Origin of the sequence: Labrenzia sp. PHM005, from assembly GCF_006517275.1 — a bacterium.
GTDB lineage: Bacteria > Pseudomonadota > Alphaproteobacteria > Rhizobiales > Stappiaceae > Roseibium.
Genome location: NZ_CP041191.1, coordinates 1,877,765 through 1,897,890 on the forward strand (window position 1 = coordinate 1,877,765; position 20,126 = coordinate 1,897,890).

At 56.4% G+C, this 20,126-nt stretch carries 20 protein-coding genes; 15 read left to right on the forward strand and 5 right to left on the reverse strand.

The window, feature by feature from the left end; translation table 11 throughout:
* Positions 1 to 95: 95 nt before the first annotated feature.
* From kynA to FJ695_RS08530, 7 genes are all read left to right on the forward strand, one after another.
* A complete protein-coding gene (gene kynA, locus FJ695_RS08500) occupies positions 96 to 953 on the forward strand; it encodes a tryptophan 2,3-dioxygenase (RefSeq protein WP_141185035.1) in 858 nt (285 codons plus the stop codon).
* Positions 954 to 1,091: 138 nt separating this feature from the next.
* On the forward strand, positions 1,092 to 2,228 hold the full coding sequence (locus FJ695_RS08505; protein WP_209010975.1) for an ABC transporter substrate-binding protein: 1,137 nt from the start codon (positions 1,092 to 1,094) through the stop codon (positions 2,226 to 2,228).
* Between the two features lie 283 nt (positions 2,229 to 2,511).
* Positions 2,512 to 4,392 carry an NAD(P)H-dependent oxidoreductase subunit E gene (locus FJ695_RS08510; protein WP_141185036.1) on the forward strand — a complete coding sequence of 627 codons (1,881 nt, stop codon included), beginning with the start codon at positions 2,512 to 2,514 and terminating at the stop codon, positions 4,390 to 4,392.
* Complete coding sequence (locus FJ695_RS08515) at positions 4,389 to 5,117, forward strand: 2Fe-2S iron-sulfur cluster-binding protein (protein WP_141185037.1); 729 nt, start codon at positions 4,389 to 4,391, stop codon at positions 5,115 to 5,117. Before FJ695_RS08510 ends, FJ695_RS08515 begins: the two co-directional genes overlap by 4 nt.
* On the forward strand, positions 5,114 to 5,698 hold the full coding sequence (locus tag FJ695_RS08520) for an NADP oxidoreductase (RefSeq protein WP_141185038.1): 585 nt from the start codon (positions 5,114 to 5,116) through the stop codon (positions 5,696 to 5,698). Before FJ695_RS08515 ends, FJ695_RS08520 begins: the two co-directional genes overlap by 4 nt.
* A 14-nt stretch (positions 5,699 to 5,712) precedes the next feature.
* Positions 5,713 to 7,155 carry a Ni/Fe hydrogenase subunit alpha gene (locus FJ695_RS08525; protein ID WP_141185039.1) on the forward strand — a complete coding sequence of 481 codons (1,443 nt, stop codon included), beginning with the start codon at positions 5,713 to 5,715 and terminating at the stop codon, positions 7,153 to 7,155.
* An 11-nt stretch (positions 7,156 to 7,166) separates the two neighbouring features.
* Positions 7,167 to 7,613, forward strand: a complete 447-nt coding sequence (locus FJ695_RS08530; protein WP_141185040.1) for a hydrogenase maturation protease — start codon at positions 7,167 to 7,169, stop codon at positions 7,611 to 7,613.
* A 12-nt stretch (positions 7,614 to 7,625) separates the two neighbouring features.
* Here the strand turns inward: FJ695_RS08530 and FJ695_RS08535 are convergent, their stop codons facing one another.
* The gene (locus FJ695_RS08535) at positions 7,626 to 8,495 is read right to left on the reverse strand and encodes a MurR/RpiR family transcriptional regulator (RefSeq protein ID WP_141185041.1); all 870 of its coding nucleotides are present in this window, start codon (positions 8,493 to 8,495) and stop codon (positions 7,626 to 7,628) included.
* A gap of 147 nt (positions 8,496 to 8,642) precedes the next feature.
* Here FJ695_RS08535 and FJ695_RS08540 point away from each other — a divergent pair, with 147 nt between their 5' ends.
* The 7 genes from FJ695_RS08540 to FJ695_RS08570 all read left to right on the forward strand — a co-directional run bounded on the left by FJ695_RS08540 (position 8,643) and on the right by FJ695_RS08570 (position 16,575).
* Complete coding sequence (locus tag FJ695_RS08540) at positions 8,643 to 9,437, forward strand: N-formylglutamate amidohydrolase (RefSeq protein ID WP_209010976.1); 795 nt, start codon at positions 8,643 to 8,645, stop codon at positions 9,435 to 9,437.
* Positions 9,430 to 10,026, forward strand: coding sequence for a TRAP transporter small permease subunit (locus FJ695_RS08545; RefSeq protein ID WP_141185042.1), 597 nt, complete (start codon positions 9,430 to 9,432; stop codon positions 10,024 to 10,026). Before FJ695_RS08540 ends, FJ695_RS08545 begins: the two co-directional genes overlap by 8 nt.
* Positions 10,026 to 11,366: a TRAP transporter large permease subunit gene (locus FJ695_RS08550; protein WP_141185043.1), complete on the forward strand. Its 1,341-nt coding sequence runs from the start codon at positions 10,026 to 10,028 to the stop codon at positions 11,364 to 11,366. Before FJ695_RS08545 ends, FJ695_RS08550 begins: the two co-directional genes overlap by 1 nt.
* Before the next feature lie 119 nt (positions 11,367 to 11,485).
* A complete protein-coding gene (locus FJ695_RS08555) occupies positions 11,486 to 12,535 on the forward strand; it encodes a TRAP transporter substrate-binding protein (RefSeq protein WP_141185044.1) in 1,050 nt (349 codons plus the stop codon).
* Positions 12,536 to 12,672: 137 nt separating this feature from the next.
* The gene (locus FJ695_RS08560) at positions 12,673 to 14,040 is read left to right on the forward strand and encodes a glutamine synthetase family protein (protein WP_141185045.1); all 1,368 of its coding nucleotides are present in this window, start codon (positions 12,673 to 12,675) and stop codon (positions 14,038 to 14,040) included.
* A 2-nt stretch (positions 14,041 to 14,042) separates the two neighbouring features.
* On the forward strand, positions 14,043 to 15,428 hold the full coding sequence (locus FJ695_RS08565; protein WP_141185046.1) for an aldehyde dehydrogenase family protein: 1,386 nt from the start codon (positions 14,043 to 14,045) through the stop codon (positions 15,426 to 15,428).
* 1 nt (position 15,429) lies between these two features.
* Positions 15,430 to 16,575, forward strand: coding sequence for an iron-containing alcohol dehydrogenase (locus tag FJ695_RS08570; protein WP_141185047.1), 1,146 nt, complete (start codon positions 15,430 to 15,432; stop codon positions 16,573 to 16,575).
* Positions 16,576 to 16,764: 189 nt separating this feature from the next.
* On the opposite strand, the gene FJ695_RS08575 is transcribed toward FJ695_RS08570, so the two are convergent.
* The 4 genes from FJ695_RS08575 to FJ695_RS08590 are packed head-to-tail and all read right to left on the reverse strand — an operon-like array spanning position 16,765 to position 19,268.
* Positions 16,765 to 17,247: a DUF6505 family protein gene (locus FJ695_RS08575; RefSeq protein ID WP_141185048.1), complete on the reverse strand. Its 483-nt coding sequence runs from the start codon at positions 17,245 to 17,247 to the stop codon at positions 16,765 to 16,767.
* Entirely contained in the window at positions 17,244 to 17,951 is a 708-nt protein-coding gene (locus FJ695_RS08580; protein ID WP_141185049.1) for a biotin/lipoate--protein ligase family protein, read from the reverse strand. Before FJ695_RS08580 ends, FJ695_RS08575 begins: the two co-directional genes overlap by 4 nt.
* The gene (locus FJ695_RS08585) at positions 17,948 to 19,072 is read right to left on the reverse strand and encodes an Mrp/NBP35 family ATP-binding protein (RefSeq protein WP_141185050.1); all 1,125 of its coding nucleotides are present in this window, start codon (positions 19,070 to 19,072) and stop codon (positions 17,948 to 17,950) included. The genes FJ695_RS08580 and FJ695_RS08585 overlap by 4 nt, the downstream gene beginning before the upstream one ends.
* A gap of 1 nt (position 19,073) precedes the next feature.
* Complete coding sequence (locus tag FJ695_RS08590; RefSeq protein ID WP_141185051.1) at positions 19,074 to 19,268, reverse strand: DUF6494 family protein; 195 nt, start codon at positions 19,266 to 19,268, stop codon at positions 19,074 to 19,076.
* A gap of 141 nt (positions 19,269 to 19,409) precedes the next feature.
* On the opposite strand from FJ695_RS08590, the gene FJ695_RS08595 reads away from it, so the two are divergent.
* Positions 19,410 to 20,120, forward strand: coding sequence for a c-type cytochrome (locus FJ695_RS08595; protein WP_209010977.1), 711 nt, complete (start codon positions 19,410 to 19,412; stop codon positions 20,118 to 20,120).
* Positions 20,121 to 20,126 lie beyond the last annotated feature (6 nt).

The window sequence follows — 20,126 nt, forward strand, 5'->3', positions numbered from 1 at the left end:
CGGTTTTAGGTGGAATTTTGTCCGACCGAGCCGATTGGTCTTGCGTCTCTCCTTCAGAGCTGAAACGTTTCAGGCAGATTTGGGCGGGAGAAAACATGAGCAAAAAGAATGATACCCAGTCAGGAGCCTACAATCCGGAAGCCGAAGGCGCGGAAATGGCGTTTTCCGGCAAGATGTCTTACGGCGACTACCTGGGTCTTGAAAGGATCTTGAGTTCGCAAGCGCCGCTGTCGGACGCACCAGATGAATTGCTGTTTATCATCCAGCACCAAACATCCGAACTCTGGATGAAGCTGATGCTGCATGAATTGGAAGGGGCGCGAACCGCGATTTCCGAAGATCATATGCCGGAAGCCATGAAATTGCTGGCGCGGGTCAGCCGGATCATGGAGCAACTGAACTCGGCCTGGGATGTTCTGCGGACTATGACGCCGAGCGATTACACCCAGTTTCGCGATTCTTTAGGCCTGTCGTCCGGTTTCCAATCCCTGCAATACCGCTTGATCGAATATGCGCTGGGCAACCGCAACACAGCGATGATCCGCCCGCATGAGCATGTGCCGGAGAGCTTGGATTTGTTGAAAGAAGAGCTGGCCAAACCGAGTATTTATCAGGTGGTATTGGAGTTTGCCCGCAGGCAGGGATTGGATGTGCCGGAAGCGGTAACTGCCACACCGGCGGACCGCCCACACACGGAAGTGCCGGAAATCATGGCGCTTTGGCAGAAGGTCTATCAAGATCCGGGCAAACACTGGGCGCTCTATGAAGTTGGCGAGAAGCTGGTCGATCTGGAGGATTACTTCCGGCGCTGGCGGTTCAACCATGTCACCACGGTGGAACGGGTGATCGGTTTCAAACGTGGGACCGGCGGAACTGGTGGGGTGACCTATCTGAAGCGGATGCTGGAAGTGGAGCTCTTCCCCGAACTCTGGCACGTGCGCACGGAACTCTAACGTATTCTTCGACTGTCGAAAGAAATCTGACCAGCCGGACCAAAAATCAAGTTTCCCTCTTCTGCTCCTCTGGGTAAGCTGCGGTCCAAGGGCCAGCATAAAAAGGCCCGTATTGGTTCTTGAAGAGGGGAATTTCATATGTTGAAGAGACTTGCGGCAACAGCAAGCGTTTTGGCGATGCTGACCGGAGCAGCCGTGGCAGACCCGGTTAAGGTCGGCATGATCACGACATTGTCTGGCGGCGGTGCCGGGCTCGGTATTGATGTGCGCGATGGCTTCAATCTGGCGGTCAAACAATCCGGCAATGAAAACATCGAAGTGATCATCGAAGATGACCAGCGCAAGCCGGACATCGCAGTCCAGTTGGCGGACAAGCTGGTTCAATCTGAAAACGTCGACGTCCTGACCGGCATCATCTGGTCAAACCTTGCTATGGCCGTGGTGCCGTCGGTGACAGCTCAGGGCAAATTCTATCTGTCCCCGAACGCAGGCCCGTCGGCTCTTGCGGGCAAGGGATGCCATCCGAATTACTTCAATGTGGCTTGGCAGAACGACAACCTTCATGAAGCCGCAGGCGCTTATGCCAAGGATCAGGGATACAAAAACAGTTTCATTCTGGCGCCGAACTATCCAGCAGGTAAAGACGCTCTGACCGGCTACAAGCGCTTTTACGGCGGCGATCTTGCAGGTGAGCTCTACACCAAACTCGGCCAGACAGATTACGCGGCTGAATTGGCTCAGATCCGATCTTCTGGTGCTGATAGCATCTTCTTCTTCCTGCCTGGCGGTATGGGAATTTCGTTCCTGAAGCAGCTTGCTGGCAGCGGCATTGATCTTCCCGTTGTTGGCCCGGCCTTCTCCTTTGACCAGGGGATCCTGCAGGCTGTTGGTGATGCGGCAATGGGCGTGAAGAACACCAGCCAATGGTCCAAAGACATCGATAATCCGGCCAATAAGGCTTTTGTCGAAAGCTTCCAGGCTGAGTACGGCCGCCTGCCGTCGCTTTATGCGTCCCAAGGATTTGATACGGCCAATCTTCTGTTGTCTGCGATGGGAAAGGCTGACGTGAAAGATGCCGATGCCTTCCGCGCCGCGCTGAAAGAAGCCGATTTTGCCTCCACGCGGGGCGATTTCAAGTTTGGTGACAACCACCACCCGATCCAGGACATCTATGTCCGCGAAGTGATCAAGGAAGGCGATGTCTTCACCAACAAGATCATCGCCACCGGCTTGAGCGATCACTCAGATGCTTATGCGGCTGACTGCAAGATGTGATCATCTCATACGTTGATCAATGAAACCCGGGCAGCAATGTCCGGGTTTTTTGTTTCTCCGTATGCGTTGCAGTCCGACGCATCAGGACTGCCCTCGAAAGTTTGAGTGGTCTTCAGATCGAAAGGTTGATCTTGCTCAAAGACGTTTTCTCGGAACTCTGGGACCGTAGAGCCACCAGCAAATTGATACGTGACGCGGCGGTTTCTCATGCTTGGAAGCTCTTTCTATCTAATCGATTTAGGGGAATTTGGTTCTCCGGCTAGGGAAAAGCCAGGAGGTTGCCATGGATAACGGTGAGGGCAATCGCAACGGTGTGGCTGCACCAGCTTGTGGGATTACACCGGTTCCCGAAGGTGCCATTCAAGAAATCTGCGAAAAATATGGCAGCGACAAACATCGGATGCTGGATATCTTGCGCGAAGTGCAAGACCGTTACCGGTGCATCGCGCCCACAACAATGGACCGGATCGCTTCCCACACCGGCCTGACCAGGATCGAGGTTGAGGGCGTTGCGAGTTTCTATTCCTTTTTGTCCCTCGCTCCGAAAGGCCGGATCACCATTCGGCTCTGTGATGACATTGTCGACCGCTATTGCGGGCTGGAGGACGTAACCAAAGCCTTTGAGGAGGTCCTCGGGATCCAAGTTGGACAGACGTCCGGCGACGGCGCCTTTTCCCTCGAACATACGCCCTGCATCGGCATGTGTGATCAGGCGCCGGCTGCCATGATCAACGATGTTGTCCTGACCAACCTGACGCCGGAGAGTGCGCGGACGGCGGCGGAAGCGCTAGTGGCCGGTCATAGTCCGGAGCAACTGATCAGTGAGCGGTTTTCCAGCCTCTCTCCATATGAGCGGGCAACGCGGATGGTGGACAACAACGTCCGCCATGCTGGTGAGGTCCTGCTTGGCCCAGTGCCGGAGGAGGCGGGGCTTTCCAAGGCGGCCAGCATCACCGCCGCTCAAATCATCTCGGCGGTGGAAGAGAGCGGCCTACGCGGCTGTGGTGGAGCCGGATTTACGACAGGCAGGAAATGGCGTTTCGCCGCGGCAGAACGATCTGAGAAATCGTTTGTCATTTGCAATGCGGATGAAGGTGAACCGGGCACGTTCAAAGACCGGGTTCTTTTGACTGAGCGGCCGCACCTTCTGTTTGAAGGCATGACCATTGCCGCAAGGGCGGTCGGGGCAAATGAAGGGATCCTGTATCTTCGCGGCGAATATGTCTATTTGCGCGAGCACCTAGAACAGGTTCTTGAAGAGCGCCGACGGCGCGGACTTCTGGGCAAAGAGATTCTGGGAACGAAGCGGTTCGATTTTGACATCCGCATTCAGATGGGAGCAGGGGCCTACATCTGCGGTGAAGAAGGCGCGTTGATCAGCTCTTGCGAAGGCCTGCCAGGCGAACCAAAAACCCGCCCACCGTTCCCCGTCAACAGGGGCTATCTCGGCTATCCGACTGTGGTCAATAACGTCGAAACTTTCTGTCATGCAGCGCGCATTCTGGACAAGGGCGCCAAGTGGTTCCACGACATGGGGACGGAAGGCAGCCATGGCACAAAGCTTTTTTCGGTGTGCGGCGATTGCCTCAATCCGGGCATCTATGAACTGCCCTATGGCCATTCGGTCTGGGAGCTTCTGGAGATGGTTGGCGGTCAAGATGCCGCCGCAGTTCAGGTGGGCGGTCCAAGCGGCACGATGATTGCCCGCGACAGTTTTCACCGCAAACTCACCTTCGACGATCTGGCAACGGGCGGTGCAATCATCGTCTTCAATGGCCAGCGCAATATCTTGGAGATTGTCGACTACTACATGTCCTTTTTTGTGCATGAGAGCTGCGGCTATTGCACACCTTGCCGGGTTGGGAATGTCTTCCTGCAAAAGGCGATCCAGAAATTCCGAAAAGGGCAAGCCAATCCGGAGGACATTGATTACCTCAAGGATCTGTCTGGCACGATCATCGAGACCAGCCGTTGCGGCCTCGGCATGACATCGCCCAATCCGGTCCTGTCGACCTTGCAGAATTTTCCGCTGGTCTATTCGGCGATGACCAAACCCAGCAAGGACGGCATCCGGGACACCTTCGACATTCAGTCGGCCATTGATGGCGCGCGCAAAATCGCCAAACGCCGCTCCTACATCTTTGACAAGGATTTTACCCAATGAGCGGCACGAAGAAGGAAACCGGCTTCAGTTTTACCATCGATGGGGTCGAAGTGACCGCTTATGCCGGTCAAACCATCATGGAAGCCGCTGATGAGGCGGGTGTTTATATCCCGCGTCTGTGCGACCACGAGGGTCTGCGTCATCAAGGCAGCTGCCGGGTGTGCACGGTGAAGGCCGGCGGGCGCAGCGTGTCGGCTTGCACCCAGCCTGCCGCCCCTGGGCAAGCGGTTGAAAACGAGACGCCGCATCTCAACAAAATGCGCCGCGATCTGGTGGAGATGCTGTTTCACGAAGGCAATCATCTGTGCCCGATCTGCGAGGCGAGCGGGAAATGTGAGCTGCAGGCAATGGCCTACCGGCTCGACATGACCGAGGCGACCAAGTTCCCCTATCTGGAACCCTGCCGGGCATTGGATGCTTCGCATCCGGATATCGCGCTAGATACCAACCGCTGCATCAGCTGCGGACGCTGCATCCGGGCGTCTCAGGATGTAGATGGCAAGGGCATCTTTGGCTATGTCGGCCGTGGCATTCACCGGCGCGTCGCGGTTAATGGTGCGAACCTTGCGGACACAGATGCGGAGGTGACAGACCATGCAATTTCCAAGGAGGTCTGTCCGGTCGGCTGTATCATCCGCAAACGGATCGGCTTCGTAACGCCGATCGGCGAACGGGAGTTCGATAAGGGGCTCATCGGTCATGACATTGAGGAGAAGCGTAAATGAGTGTTTCTGCTCAAACAAAGCTTCCCAAGGCCCGGATTGCAACAGCCTCGCTGGCCGGGTGTTTTGGGTGTCACATGGCGATCCTCGACATCGATGAACGGCTGATTGCACTCATGAAACTGGTCGACGTTGACCGCTCGCCGTTGACCGACAAAAAACGGTTCACCCAGCGCTGTGACATCGGCATCATCGAAGGTGGATGCTGCAACGAAGAAAACGTGCATGTGCTGCAGGATTTCCGGCGCAATTGCGATGTGCTGATTGCGCTCGGGCAATGCGCGATCATGGGTGGCCTGCCAGCTATGCGCAACGCCATCATGCATTCTGATGCGCCTTTGCTGGAATGTCTGGACGAGGCCTATATCACCGGCCGCTACATCCGCAACAAAACCCACAATGTCCCGAATGACCCGGCATTGCCGTTGCTGCTGGATGAGGTCTATCCCTGCAATCAAGTGGTGAAGATCGACTATCAGATCCCGGGCTGCGCGCCGGGAGGGGACATCATTTTCGATACGCTGGCAAAGCTGCTCACCGGAAAATTCCGGGGCTTTGAACGCGACATGATCAAATTCGACTGACGAGAGGCGACAAAATGGGCGAACCCAGACTGATTGAAATCTCGCCGGTCACCCGCGTCGAGGGCCACGGCAAGGTCACCATTCACTTGAATGGGGACAATGAGGTCGATGAAGCCCGGTTGCATATTGTTGAATTCCGGGGTTTTGAACGGTTTATTCGCGGCCGTTTGATGTGGGAAGTGCCGGTGATCGTGCAGCGGCTGTGCGGGATTTGTCCGGTCAGCCACCATCTGGCTGCGGCAAAGGCGATGGACATGATTGCCGGGGTCGATCAACTGACACCAACTGCCGAAAAAATGCGCCGGCTGATGCACTACGGTCAGGTGATGCAGAGCCATGTGCTGCATTTCTTCCATCTGGCCGCGCCTGACCTTTTGTTCGGCTTTGGCGCACCGGCCGAAAAACGCAATATTTTTGAGGTGATCAAAGAACAGCCGGAATTGGGCAAACGTGCCGTGCTTATGCGCAAATACGGTCAGGAGATCATTGAAGCAACGGCAGGCAAGAAGATCCATGGCACCGGTGCCGTCCCGGGCGGCATCAACCGCAATCTGACCATCACTCAGCGGGATCACTTCCTCAGCAGTATTGATGACATGCTTGAGTGGGCGCTCGATGCCGTCAAACTCGCCAAGGATTATACGCTGGAGCACGAGGATCTTGTCGCCGAGTTTGGGTCTTTTCCATCGAACTACATGTCCCTGGTTCGTGAGGACGATGGCGCGTTGGACCTATATCACGGCAATATCAGAACCTTGAGTTCAACCGGCGATGTGATCTTCGATCAATTGCCCTACAGCCAGTATCATGAGCGGTTGATTGAGGATGTGCGCTCCTGGTCCTACATGAAATTTCCCTTTATCAAGGAGCTTGGACCGGACGCTGGCTGGTACCGGGTCGGGCCGCTTGCACGCATGAATACGGCGAGCTTCATCGATACGCCGCTGGCTGATGCCGCGCACAAGGAGCTCAAAGCGGTCACCGGTGGCCACCCCAACAATTCCACACTCGCCAACCACTGGGCGCGGATGATTGAGGTCGTGCATTGTGTCGAAAAGATCCGCGAGCTTCTGAACGATCCGGATCTTCAGGGTGAAGATCTGATTGTCAAAGGTGAGCGGCGCGGCGAGGGGATTGGTGTCATTGAGGCCCCGCGCGGCAATCTCATCCACCATTACCAGGTCGATGAGAACGATCAGGTGACCTACTGCAATCTGATTGTTTCTACGACGCACAACAACGAGGGCATGAATCGGGCGGTGAAAGATGTCGCGGTGAAACACTTGAGCGGACATGACCAGATCACCGAAGGCATGCTGAACCATGTTGAGGTTGCAATCCGGGCTTATGATCCATGTCTGTCATGCGCCACACACGCTCTTGGCCAGATGCCGTTGCAGGTTGAGCTGTTTGATGCAGACGGTGTCCTGGTCGACAGCAAAGCTCAGTCACTTTGAGTAGCAACAAGATGCTTCTAATTGGCTATGGCAATCCTGGGCGCGGAGACGATGGACTGGGGCCAGCGTTTTCCGAAACGATGGCGGCAAAAGGCCTGCCGTCTTGGGAGATTGATACCGACTACCAGCTCGTGGCTGAACATGCCTTCGATGTTTCCCAGCACGATCTAGTGGTATTCGCGGATGCGGAGATCGGCGCCTCTGTTCCTTATTCCTTCCGCGAAATCAAACCCGGCGCTCAAGAGGTTCTGGGCAGCCATAGCCTGGTGCCGGAAACAGTCCTTGCTCTATGCCAGACACTTTATGGCGCTGAGCCGAGGGCTTATGTGCTGGGCATTTCTGGGAAAGATTTTGGTGAGGTCAAAGAAGGTTTGTCAGCAGAGGCACAGGCGAATTTGGCCGAGGCCGAGGGCTTCTTCCTGGATTGGGCCGGCAAACTCAGTGCATGTACGGCATAGTCATGCGGGCCGTCAGACGTCGGGCGTGTCGGTCCGGCTGTCGGTCGTCGGATCGTGAGAATTGCGCAAGGATTCCAGCGTGCGCATGCGTTCTTCAGCCCGGTCCTGATTTTCCCGGGTCACTCCGGCGATCAAAACTTCTGCAATTGCCATCAACGCTAGGGATGAATCCCAGGGTGAGGGCACGGCCACTCTGGCAGGCAGAACATGTGCTGCGATCCGGCCGATGGGCGACATCCAGCTGTCGGTAACCAGTGCGACGGTTGCCCCTTGTTTCGCGGCCGCTTCGGCAAATTGGATGATTTCGGCCTGATAGCGCCGGATATCGAAGACCAGGATCACATCCTTAGGCCCAATACCAATCAGCTGATCGAGCCAATTGCCATGCTGACCAGCAACGTGCAGCACGTTTGGCCGGACAATCCGCAGGTGTGCGGCGATGTATCGGGCAAGGCTGTCGGTGAACCGGCCGCCAATGATATGAATGGTCTTACGTTCATCAGCCAAGAGTTTGATCAGGCCATCCAGCTCTCCCTTCGGCAAATGATCAAATGTCTCGCGGATGTTGTCGATTAGCTGGCCGACATGCGGATCGCCGGCAGTGTCCTGCGCCAGGCTTGTGCTGCGGGCGAGCGGCGAATTCAGTTGGCTTTCGAGCTCGCCGCGCAGTTTTTTCTGGAATTCCGCAAACCCTGGAAAGCCGAGCCTTGAGACGAATCTCAGGATCGTCGGCGAGCTGACACCGGCGGCTTTGGCGAACTCTGCAACGGTTCCCAAACCTTGAACCGGATAATTGGCCATCAAGGCGTGTGCGGCCTTTTTTTCCATTGCTGTGAATTCATCCAGCCGGTCGCGTATGTCTTCCAGAAGCGGTCGGTCCATGGGCAGTTGCCTTAATTTTTGGCGAGTTGGTCAAAACTGTTTGACAGAACCCTATTCTGTGTATCAGATATTACAGAGATTGGATTAGCCGGCAAGACTGTAACAAACATTACAAAAAATATGCTGGCGCTTTCCCGGGGGTGATGAATGGGATCAAGCCACCAAAACGGCGGAATGACCCGTGCTGTAGAAGTTTTAAATGCGGAGGGCGCAGGGGAGCTGGTGCTTCTGTGCGACCACGCGTCAAACCATTTTCCTCCCCCATATGATCAGTGCCTTGGCGTATCCGAAGACGATAAATCCGCGCATATCTCCTGGGATCCGGGCGCGCTGGGTGTCGCAAAGGCTTTATCGGAGGCGCTCGATTCGCCGCTGGTTTACACAACGGTGTCGCGTCTGGTCATCGACTGTAACCGCGAAGAGGACCGGGAAGATCTGACACCGTCCTTGAGCGAACTCACCGAGATTTCCGGGAACCGGGACCTCAGCGAAGAAGAACGTGCGTTTCGTTTGGATCTGGTCCATCGGCCGTTTCACAATGCGATCGACAAACTCTTGTCTTTACGCAAAGAACGCGGTTTGCCGTCTGCTGTTGTCTCCGTTCACACCTATACGCCGGTCTATAAAGGCAAGCAGCGGCCGTGGGAAATTGGCTTGATCTCGGAAAGTGACCGCAGCCTGGCCAATCCCGTTTTGGATGGCCTGAACGCGCGCGGTGACCTGACCGTCGGAGACAATGAGCCATACGCTCCGTCAGATGGGGTGTATTACACCGTCCGCCGTCATGGTGAGGATCGCTCCTTGCCTTGCTTGATGATTGAAATCCGCAATGATGAAGTGACAACACCGGACGAAGAGCGGCGCTGGGCAGATCTGCTTGGTCCACTGCTGAAATCCGCGGCACAGGGTGCATTGCAAACAAGCGGGGAAGAGCATGCTTAAGGTTGCCCGCTGTTATGTCCATGTGGTTGATGGTTTCAACCGCGGTCTCGGCAAGATCATCATGTGGGGCGTATTTGTCATGGCTGGGATCCTGTTGTGGTCCTCCATCTCAAAGACGTTCTTCAATCCGTCACTTTGGACCCTGGAAATCGCGCAGTTCGCCATGGTGGCCTACTACGTTTTGGGCGGTCCTTTCTCGATCCAGATGGGCTCCAATGTGCGTATGGATCTGTTCTATGCCGAGTGGAGCATAAAGAAAAAAGCCTGGTTCGATGCTTTCACGGTCCTGCTTCTCGTCTTCTATCTCTGTGTCCTTCTTTACGGCGCTTTGGGATCGACCGCTTATTCTCTTGGATATTTTGGCAAGGAATTCCCGGAGTTCTATTGGAAGCTGATCACGGCCTTTTTCACGGGCGGCCCAAGCGCGGCCGGCGAGGTGATGGGCTATATCGAACGCAGTCCAACCGCTTGGCGGCCAGTGCTCTGGCCCATCAAACTGACCATGATAATCGGCTTCTTCCTGATGCTTTTGCAGACAATTTCTGAGCTCATCAAAGACATTGCGACCATCCGGGGAGAGACCATCTGATGTCTTATGAGATGATCGCTCTCTTGATGTTCTCGTCGATGATGCTGATGCTGCTCACGGGGCAGCGGGTGTTCGGCGCGATCGGTGGTATTGCGGCTATTGCGGCCATCAGCTTGTGGGGTGTTGGTGGGCAGGACATTCCGTTCTCCGCGGCGATGAAGCTGATGAAGTGGTATCCGCTTCTGACCCTGCCGATGTTCATCTTCATGGGCTACGTGCTGTCGGAAACCAAAATCGCCGACGACCTTTACAAGATGTTCCACGTCTGGATGGGGCCGTTGAATGGCGGGCTTGCCATAGGTACGATCCTGCTCATGGTTCTGATTTCGGCGATGAATGGCCTGTCGGTCGCGGGCATGGCCATCGGCGCGACCATTGCGCTACCGGAACTCCTAAAGCGCGGTTATGACAAGCGCATGGTCACCGGTGTCATTCAGGCCGGATCTTCGCTCGGCATTCTGGTGCCGCCGTCTGTTGTTCTGGTGCTTTATGCCATGATCGCGCGCGCACCGGTCGGCCAGCTTTGGCTTGCCGGTATTGTGCCGGGTCTGATGATGGCAACCATGTTCATCATTTACATTGCGGTGCGCTGCAAGCTGCAACCAAGCCTTGGACCAGCCCTCACCATGGACGAGCGCGAGGCCTCCAAGGACGACAAATATCGTCTTTTGCTCGCCGGTCTTCTGCCACTCGTCATTTTCGCCGTGATGATGGTGCCCTTCGTCAATGGCTGGACCAGTTTGGTCGAAAGCTCTGCGATTGGAGCGCTAGCAGCGCTGCTGGCATCGATCCTGAAACGCCGGATGACCATGGACATTCTCGTCCTATGTCTGCGCAACACATTGGGCATCTCCTGCATGTTCATGTGGATCATTCTGGCAGCGCTCGGCTTCGGCGCAGTTTTTGACGGACTTGGCGCGGTCAAGGCGATCGAAAACCTCTTCACCGAACAGCTTGGCCTGTCACCCTGGATGATCCTGATCCTGATGCAGCTGTCGTTCCTGGTCATGGGAACCTTCCTGGACGACACAGCCATGCTGGTGATTGTCGCGCCGCTATATGTGCCGTTGGTCGCCACGCTCGATCTTGGTATGCCGGTTGGTCAGGTGCTGATCTGGTACGGAGTGCTTTATACGATCACCACTCAGATCGCCTATATGACGCCGCCGTTTGGCTACAATCTCTTCCTGATGCGGGCGATGGCGCCCAAGGACATCACCATGCGGGACATTTACGGATCGATTACGCCGTTTGTCCTGGTGATGGCCTTGGCGCTGGCCCTTGTCATGGCTTTCCCGCAAATCGCTCTTTGGCTGCCGGAATTGGTTTACAGCCGATGACGGGGTGCGCGGGACAACAACAAGATATCCGGAGGAAACGGATTTTACATTTGCGGTTGAATGAGACCCGGTGAACGGGCGGGCCGCTTGAACTTGAAACCGAAACTAGGGGAACAGAAATGACGAACAGACGTGATTTTCTTAAAAAAGCTGGTACCGGCACAGTTGCCGCCGCTGGCGCAGTAACTCTGGCCGCACCGGCTGTCCATGGTCAGACACCGATCAAGTGGCGTCTTCAGACCTATGCCGGTCCGGCACTGGCTGAGCACGTGATCAAGCCGCACATTGATGCCTTCAACAAGGCTGCCAATGGTGAAATGGAAATTGAACTCTACACCGCCGACCAGCTGGTCCCGACTGGTGAATTGTTCCGTGCCATGCAGCAGGGCACTATCGATGCGGTTCAGTCTGACGACGATTCCATGGCATCTCCGACCGAAGTCACTGTTTTCGGCGGTTACTTCCCGTTTGCATCCCGCTATTCCCTCGACGTGCCGGTTCTGTTCAACCAGTACGGCCTGAAGGAAATCTGGGAAGCTGAATACGCAAAAGTTGGCGTCAAGCACATCTCTGCAGGTTCCTGGGATCCGTGCCACTTCGCCACCAAAGACCCGATCCGCTCGCTGGCTGATCTTAAAGGCAAGCGCGTCTTTACTTTCCCGACAGCTGGCCGCTTCATGGCTCAGTTCGGCGTTGTTCCGGTCACCCTGCCTTGGGAAGACATCGAAGTTGCCGTTCAGACCGGCGAACTCGATGGTATCGCCTGGTCGGGCATCACCGAAGACTACACCGTCGGTTGGGCCGATGTGACCAACTACTTCCTGACCAACAACATCTCCGGTGCCTGGGCTGGTTCCTTCTTCGCCAACCAGGAACGTTGGAATGAGCTGCCGGATCACTTGAAAACCATGCTTCAGCTGGCCATGGACGCATCCCACTACTATCGCCAGTGGTGGTACTGGGGCGGCGAAGCCAACCTGCGCGTCAATGGCACTAAGATGGAACTGACCTCCATTCCGGACGAAGAGTGGGCAACTGTTGAAACAGCCGCATTGAAGTTCTGGGATGAAATCGCAGCTGAGTCTGAAACCAAGGCGAAAGTTGTCGAGATCTTCAAGAAGTACAACGCGGATATGCAGAAGGCCGGCCGGCCTTACCGCTATGGCTAATGCACGCCTGGGACTGGCCGCGTCGCTGTGCTGATGCGGTCCGTTCCTGCAACTACCGGTCCGGATCTTAGAACCGTCCGGACCGGGACTTTCTAAACTGAAACAAAACAACAAACCGCCCTACAGGGATCCGACACATGCCTGGCAATCTGACCTTTGATGCACTGAAATCTCTCGTTTCCACCGGCGAGATCGACACGGTGCTCACCTGTATCGTCGACATGCAAGGGCGGCTGATGGGCAAGCGTTTCCATGCCCAGCACTTTGTCGACAGTGCTTATGAGGAAACCCATTGCTGCAACTACCTCCTGGCGACCGACCTGGAGATGTACACGGTGGAAGGCTATGCCTCGACCAGCTGGTCAGGTGGTTATGGTGATTATGTCATGAAGCCGGATCTGTCGACGATCCGCTTAATGCCTTGGCTGGAAGGCACCGCGATGGTGATCTGCGATGTGCTGGATCATCACACACATAAAGAAGTTCCGCATTCACCACGCGCCATGCTGAAGGCACAGGTTGCCCGCATGAGCGAGCTTGGCCTGACACCTGTCATGGCAACCGAATTGGAGTTTTTCCTGTTCGAGAAGAGCTTCGACGAGCTGCGTAAGAGTGGTTACCGGGATATGGAGCCGATCTCCGGCTACAATGAAGATTACCACATCCTTCAGACGACCAAGGAAGAGGATGTGATGCGGCCGATCCGCAACGGTCTTTATGGCGCGGGCATTCCGGTTGAAAACACCAAGGGTGAAGCCGAAGCCGGTCAGGAAGAGCTGAACATAAAATACGCGCCAGCACTCGATACGGCCGAATATCACACGATCTCCAAGCATGCGGTGAAGGAAATCGCCTGGGCCAAGGGCCGCTCTGCGACGTTCTTGCCGAAATGGCGCAGCGATAAGGTTGGGTCTTCGTCCCACGTGCACCAGTCGGTGTTCGACAAAGACGGCAACAATGTCTTCTGCGATGCCAACGGCGAACACGGCATGTCCGAAATGATGCGGCACTACCTTGCCGGCCTCATCAAATACGCACCGGACTACACTTATTTTCTGGCGCCTTACATCAACAGCTACAAGCGCTTCCAAAAAGGCACCTTCGCCCCGACCAAAACGGTCTGGTCGATCGACAACCGCACCGCTGGTTTCCGCCTGTGCGGTGAAGGCACCAAGGCGCTGCGGATTGAATGCCGGATCGGCGGGTCGGATCTGAACCCTTATCTGGCGCTTGCGGTTCAGATTGCTGCAGGCCTGAAAGGTATTGAAGAAATGCTGCCGCTCGACAAGCCGACGTCCGGCGACGTTTATGAAGCAAAAAAAGCCAAGGAAATTCCGCATACCTTGCGCGATGCGCGCGACACCATGCGCAAGTCGAAATTCCTGCGGGAAGCTTTCTCCGACGCAGTGATCGATCACTATGCGCGTGCGGCGGAATGGGAAATCGAAGAGTTCGACCGGGCCGTGACCGATTATGAAATCGCCCGGGGTTTTGAAAGAGCCTAACAATGACAAACAAAGTAACCTGTGTTTCCCCGATTGACGGTTCCGTCTATGCGGAACGTCCGGTGTTGTCTCCAGAAGAAGCGCGTGCGGCCGTTGCCCGGGCCAAGTCGGCCCAGCTTGAGTGGCAGAAGCGTCCGCTGAGCGAGCGGATTTCATTGGTCTTGGCTGGTGTCGCCAAGGTTGGTGAGATGAACGATGAGATCGTTCCGGAACTTGCTCATCAAATGGGCCGTCCGGTCCGCTATGGCGGTGAATTCGGCGGCTTCAACGAGCGCGCCACCTATATGGCCGAGATCGCCGAAGAGGCTCTGGCGCCGATTGAAGTGGCCGACGATGCGTCCTTCAAACGCCTGATCAAGCGCGTTCCACATGGTGTGGTTCTGGTCGTAGCGCCTTGGAACTATCCTTACATGACGGCGATCAACACGGTCGCCCCTGCTCTGATCGCGGGTAATTCCGTTGTCTTGAAACATGCTTCCCAGACGCTGCTCGTCGGTGAGCGCATGGCGAAGGCTTTCCACGAAGCTGGTGTCCCGGCTGATGTTTTCCAGAATGTCTTCCTCGATCATGGCACAACGTCTGCACTGATTGCTGAAAAATCCTTCGGCTTTGTCAACTTCACCGGCTCCGTCGGTGGCGGTCAGGCGATGGAAAAGGCAGCGGCCGGTACCTTCACCGGCGTTGGCCTGGAACTCGGTGGCAAGGACCCGGGTTATGTCATGGAAGATGCCGATCTGGATGCTGCCGTCGACACGCTGATCGATGGCGCGATGTTCAATGCCGGCCAGTGCTGCTGCGGTATTGAGCGCATCTATGTGGTCGAAAGCCTCTATGACGCCTTTGTCGAAAAGGCGGTGAAGATCGTTGATGGCTACAAGCTCGGCAATCCGCTGGATGAAGACACAACCATCGGCCCGATGGCCCATGCCCGCTTTGCGGCTGAAGTCCGTGCTCAGACGAAAGAGGCGATTGCGGATGGCGCCAAGGCTCTTATCGATCCGGCCCAATTCCCGGAAGACGATGGCGGCGCCTATCTAATGCCGCAAATCCTGGTCAACGTCGATCATTCCATGCGCGTCATGCGCGACGAGAGCTTCGGCCCGGTTGTCGGCATCATGAAAGTCAAGGACGACGCGGAAGCTATTCGTTTGATGAACGACAGCAACTTCGGTCTGACGGCTTCACTCTGGACTAAGGATACCGCACGCGCCGAAGCGATTGGCGATCAGATCGAGACGGGAACCGTGTTCCTGAACCGCGCGGACTATTTGGACCCGGCGCTGTGCTGGACAGGCTGCAAGGACACCGGCCGCGGTGGTGGTCTTTCCATCATCGGGTTCCACAATCTGACCCGTCCGAAATCCTATCACCTCAAGAAAGCTCAATAAGATGGTGCTGACTGCCAATTGGTCATATCCAACCGCCATGCGCTTCGGCGCGGGACGCATTTCGGAAATCGCTGATGCCTGTAAGGCATCTGGCATCTCCAAGCCGCTGCTTGTGACCGACAAAGGTCTGGCAAGCATGGACATCACCACCAAGACCCTGGACCTCCTGGATGCAGCCGGTTTGGGCCGAGGCTTGTTTTCAGACGTTGATCCCAATCCGACCGACCTGAATGCGGCGGAAGGCGTTAAAGTCTATCAGGAAGGCGGCTATGACGGCGTTGTTGCTTTTGGCGGCGGCTCCGGGTTGGACCTTGCCAAAGTGATTGCCTTCATGGCGGGGCAAACCCGTCCGCTTTGGGACTTTGAAGATGTTGGTGACTGGTGGACTCGCGCCAATGCCGATGCCATCGCGCCGATTGTTGCCGTTCCAACCACAGCCGGTACCGGGTCGGAAGTTGGCCGCGCCAGCATCATCACCAAGGTTGATACGGCCGAGAAGAAAATCATCTTCCATCCGAAAATGCTGCCATCCGTGGTCATCTGCGATCCGGAACTTACGGTTGGCATGCCGAAATTCCTGACGGCTGGTACCGGGCTTGATGCCTTCGCGCATTGTGTGGAAGCCTACTCCAGCCCGCATTACCATCCGATGAGCCAGGGCATCGCTCTGGAAGGCATGCGGCTGGTCGTGGACTATCTGCCGCGGGCCTATGCGGACGGCACGGATCTTGAAGCACGCGGCCACATGATGTCGACGGCTGCCATGGGCGCAACGGCGTTCCAGAAGGGCCTCGGTGCGATCCACGCGCTCAGCCATCCGATCGGTGCGGTGCACCACACCCACCACGGCACGACGAATGCTGTGTGCATGCCGGCGGTTCTGCAGTTCAACAAGTCTGCCATCGCAGAACGGTTCGACAAGGCCGCAGGTTATCTTGGCATCGAAGGCGGTTTTGACGGCTTCTGCGCGTTCGTCGATGAGTTCAACGCATCGATGAACATTCCGAAGACCTTGACCGACCTCGGCGTCAAGGATGCGAACATCGAAGAGCTGACGGCTGCCGCCCTTCGCGACCCAAGCACCGGCGGCAACCCGATCGAAATGACGGTAGAGAACACGCGGGCGCTTTTTGAAGAGATCATGTGATTTCAGGTTTTTCGTTAGAAGATCAAAGGGCGCCATTCGGCGCCCTTTTTTAATACTAACGATGCCAGACTTCTTGTCGCCCCAGCGAAGGCTGGGGCCTAGTAACCTCATGAAATAGCTTTTTAGCGCCCATACGCGTCACGGAGTACTGGGTCCCAGCCTTCGCTGGGGCGACAAGAGATAACGGCCTCAATGCCCACCCATGTCCCCATGCACAGCGACCATGTCCAGCTCTGCCGCCTGGGGTTTGATTGCCGAAAACCCTTCGTGGATGCCTTCGTCTGACAATTCACGCTGGACGGCGAGAAGGGTGTTGTCGTCGTGTTCGGTGCACATTTCGGCCATGTAGGTGAGTTCTTCAGCTGCAACACCGCGGGCAGCGTCAACGGATGGGGCGCCGTAGATGTCGACAAAATGCTGGGCCAGCCGGGTCACCAGCGTATCGAATTCGGTTTCCTCAATTGGCGTGATGGCTACAAAGGTCACCCGGCCAAACGTCTCCAGGCCGAGCCAGCCGTTGGTGAAGGCCTGCCGGGCTTTGCCGGTCAGCTCGGCTTCGGTCCAGTCTGAAAACTCAAAGCCGCCGGAGAGGCACCATTCTCCCGTGCGGGCCGGGGAGAAATAAACATTCTGATCACTCTCATCGAGGTGGATCGCACGGGCGAGTTTCATGATGTTCCCTCAAGTAGAGTTGTCAGCGGGATGAGTTTGGTGGTGTCGCCGGTTCGAAGCAGCATTCCGAAGTCTTCATCGAGACCGACAAAGGTTCCGGCCTCTCCGCCAATTTCGATCTCTTCACCAAGATTTTGTGCCAACCCGCGCCAGTCGGAATGGATCGGGCGCGCGCCGTCCTCCTGCCAGCGGTTAATCCAATAGAGCGTGTGCCGGACCCAGCTTTCAAGGAGCTGATCAGGTGTGATCTCGCTGCAGCCTTCTTCCATCAAATAGGTGTGGTTGGGGTTCTCGCCGGGATTTCCCTCCGGGCTCTCAATATCGAGTTCCAAACCGACAACCAGCCAATCCGGCGTCGCGGAAGGTTCTGTTCCAGACGCCCGGACCCGCAACCGCCCGCAGGTGGCACCATTCACCCGGATGTTGCCATCCCACTCCAGATGGACAGCAACCTCCGGGGGAGCCAGTGCGCCGAGCGCGGCCTGAAATCCAAGGCCGCAGACGGGAAGCATGGTCATGGCCTGTTCCAAAGGAACTTCAGGCGTGAAGATCAGGGTTGCGCGCAACGTGCCGCCGTCAAGATTGTAGACGACCGTTCCCGGATCCGTCCCGATGACTGCCAGGGCAATGGCTTTGTCGAAGGGATCCGCTTGCCCTTCCAGCGGTACACCTTGGAAAAGCGGCGGAAATTGCAGCTCGCTCACGCAGGCACCTCCTCAGCTGCCAATTGGGCGTTGAGCGCATCGGCGAGCTTGATGAAAGCAGCGGACTCGGGCGCATCCGGCGACTGGATCACAGCTGGGGTGTCGCTGTCAGCTGCAGTGCGGATGGACAGGTGCAGCGGAATTTCTGCCAGAACCGGAACCCGTAATTCGGCCGCTTCTTTCGCGACGCCGCCATGACCGAAGATATGTTCTTCATGGCCGCATTTGGAGCAGATGTGCGTTGACATGTTTTCCACCATGCCGAGGATGGGCACCTTCATTTCCTGGAACATGCTGATGCCCTTGCGCGCGTCCAGCAGAGCAATGTCCTGCGGTGTTGAGATGATCACAGCACCATCGACGGCGAATTTCTGGGACAAGGTCATCTGCACATCGCCGGTGCCGGGCGGCAGATCGACAATCAAGATGTCGAGCGCTCCCCACTGAACCTGGGTCATCATTTGTTGAAGTGCGCCCATGAGCATTGGCCCGCGCCAGACGACAGCCTTGTCCGCCGGGATCATCAAACCGATCGACATCAAGGTGACGCCGTGATTGCGCAAGGGCAGGATCGTCTGCCCGTCTGGCGAAGACGGCCGTCCTTTGATCCCAAGCATTTCCGGCTGCGATGGTCCATAAACGTCGGCGTCCAGCAGGCCAATTTTCAGGCCTTGGGCAGCGAGGGCGCAAGCAAGGTTCGACGCCACCGTCGACTTGCCGACACCACCCTTGCCGGAGGCGATAGCGATAATCTTTTTGATCCCCGGAACCCGCTGCGGGCCGGAAGTTCCTGGCGCTGCCGGGATTGGCTTGATCGGTTTGAGTTCACCGGGCTGCGGCGCGGTCTCTGGTGCGGCCTGAGCACTTGGTTGATCAGAATGGGACGTGAGAATGACCTGCGCCGACTTACAGTCGGCGAGATTTTGCAGTTTGGCGGTCGCCTCTTCCCGGAGTTGCTCCATCTCATCAACCCGGCTTGGGTCGATGTTGAGCACAAAGCGGACAACACCATCGTTAACAGTGAGCCCCCGCATCATGCCGGTCGCCAGCAAGTCTTCGCCCGTTGAAGGGTCAAAAACAGTTTTCAGGGTCTCAATGACAGTTTCGCGCGATAACGGCACGTTAGCTCTGCCCCTTTATTTCGCCTTCAACGACATGCTCCATCCCGAGCTCTTCGATCGTCAACACGGCTTTGATTTTAAAGTTCTTGCCCGCCGGTCCACCTGCTTCGCGTACCGCATTTTCAATAGCTTGCTGGGAGGTGACCCCAACCTGTTTTAAAAACTTGCGCATCGACATGTTAAAATCATCGTTCATTTGGTTCTCCCGGTATTTGTAACATGCATTGACGTATCGGCACCTGCGCTCCTAGGCTGGCGTATTAATACCAGCTGCGTGAGGGAGGAGCGCGTGTGCTGCCGTTTATTTTTATTGGCTCTGATTGGAGTGGGTCTGATCGTGGGATCTCCCGCCAGAGCAATTGCGGCTGGATCTTTCCAGCTGAGCGTGCCGCAGGATCTGCGCGATAGCGGTTTTCTGAAATATCTTCTGCCGCGGTTCTCGCTCAAAACCAACACCCGTATTGAACTGGTGGATGCCGGAACACCTGCCGATGCGGACCTTTCCGATGGGGCGGATGGAACGCCCGTATTTGAAGGTCTCGGCAAAGTCTGGGTCTTAGCTGTAAAAGTGGACGCGCCAGGTGTTGTGCGGTTTGAAGAGTGGCTCACAGGGGATGTCGGCCGGCGGACGATAGATGGTTTTCCGGCTAAGAATGGTGTTTCGTTTGCCGCAGCCGCTGCCCGTGCTGTGGAAGTGGACCCGGGTCTGATTGCCGGCGATGCCGGGCGCGGTGAAAAACTGGCGGTCCTGCATTGCGGCCGTTGCCATCGGGTCAATGCAGCAAAGCGGATCTCAGGAATTGGGTCGACGCCGTCGTTTGCCATTATGCGCAGTTTCGCTGACTGGCAAGCGCGGTTTGAGGGGTTCTTTGCGATCAACCCCCATCCGTCTTTTACCGTGATCAAAGACGTCACCGAGCCCTTCGATGAAACCCGGCCGCCTGCGATCGTACCGGTGGAAATGACTATGGGCGAACTGGATGCGATCATGGCTTTTGTATCGCGTATTCCGCCGGCCGATCTTGGAGCGCCGCTCAAAGTCCAATAATCCTTC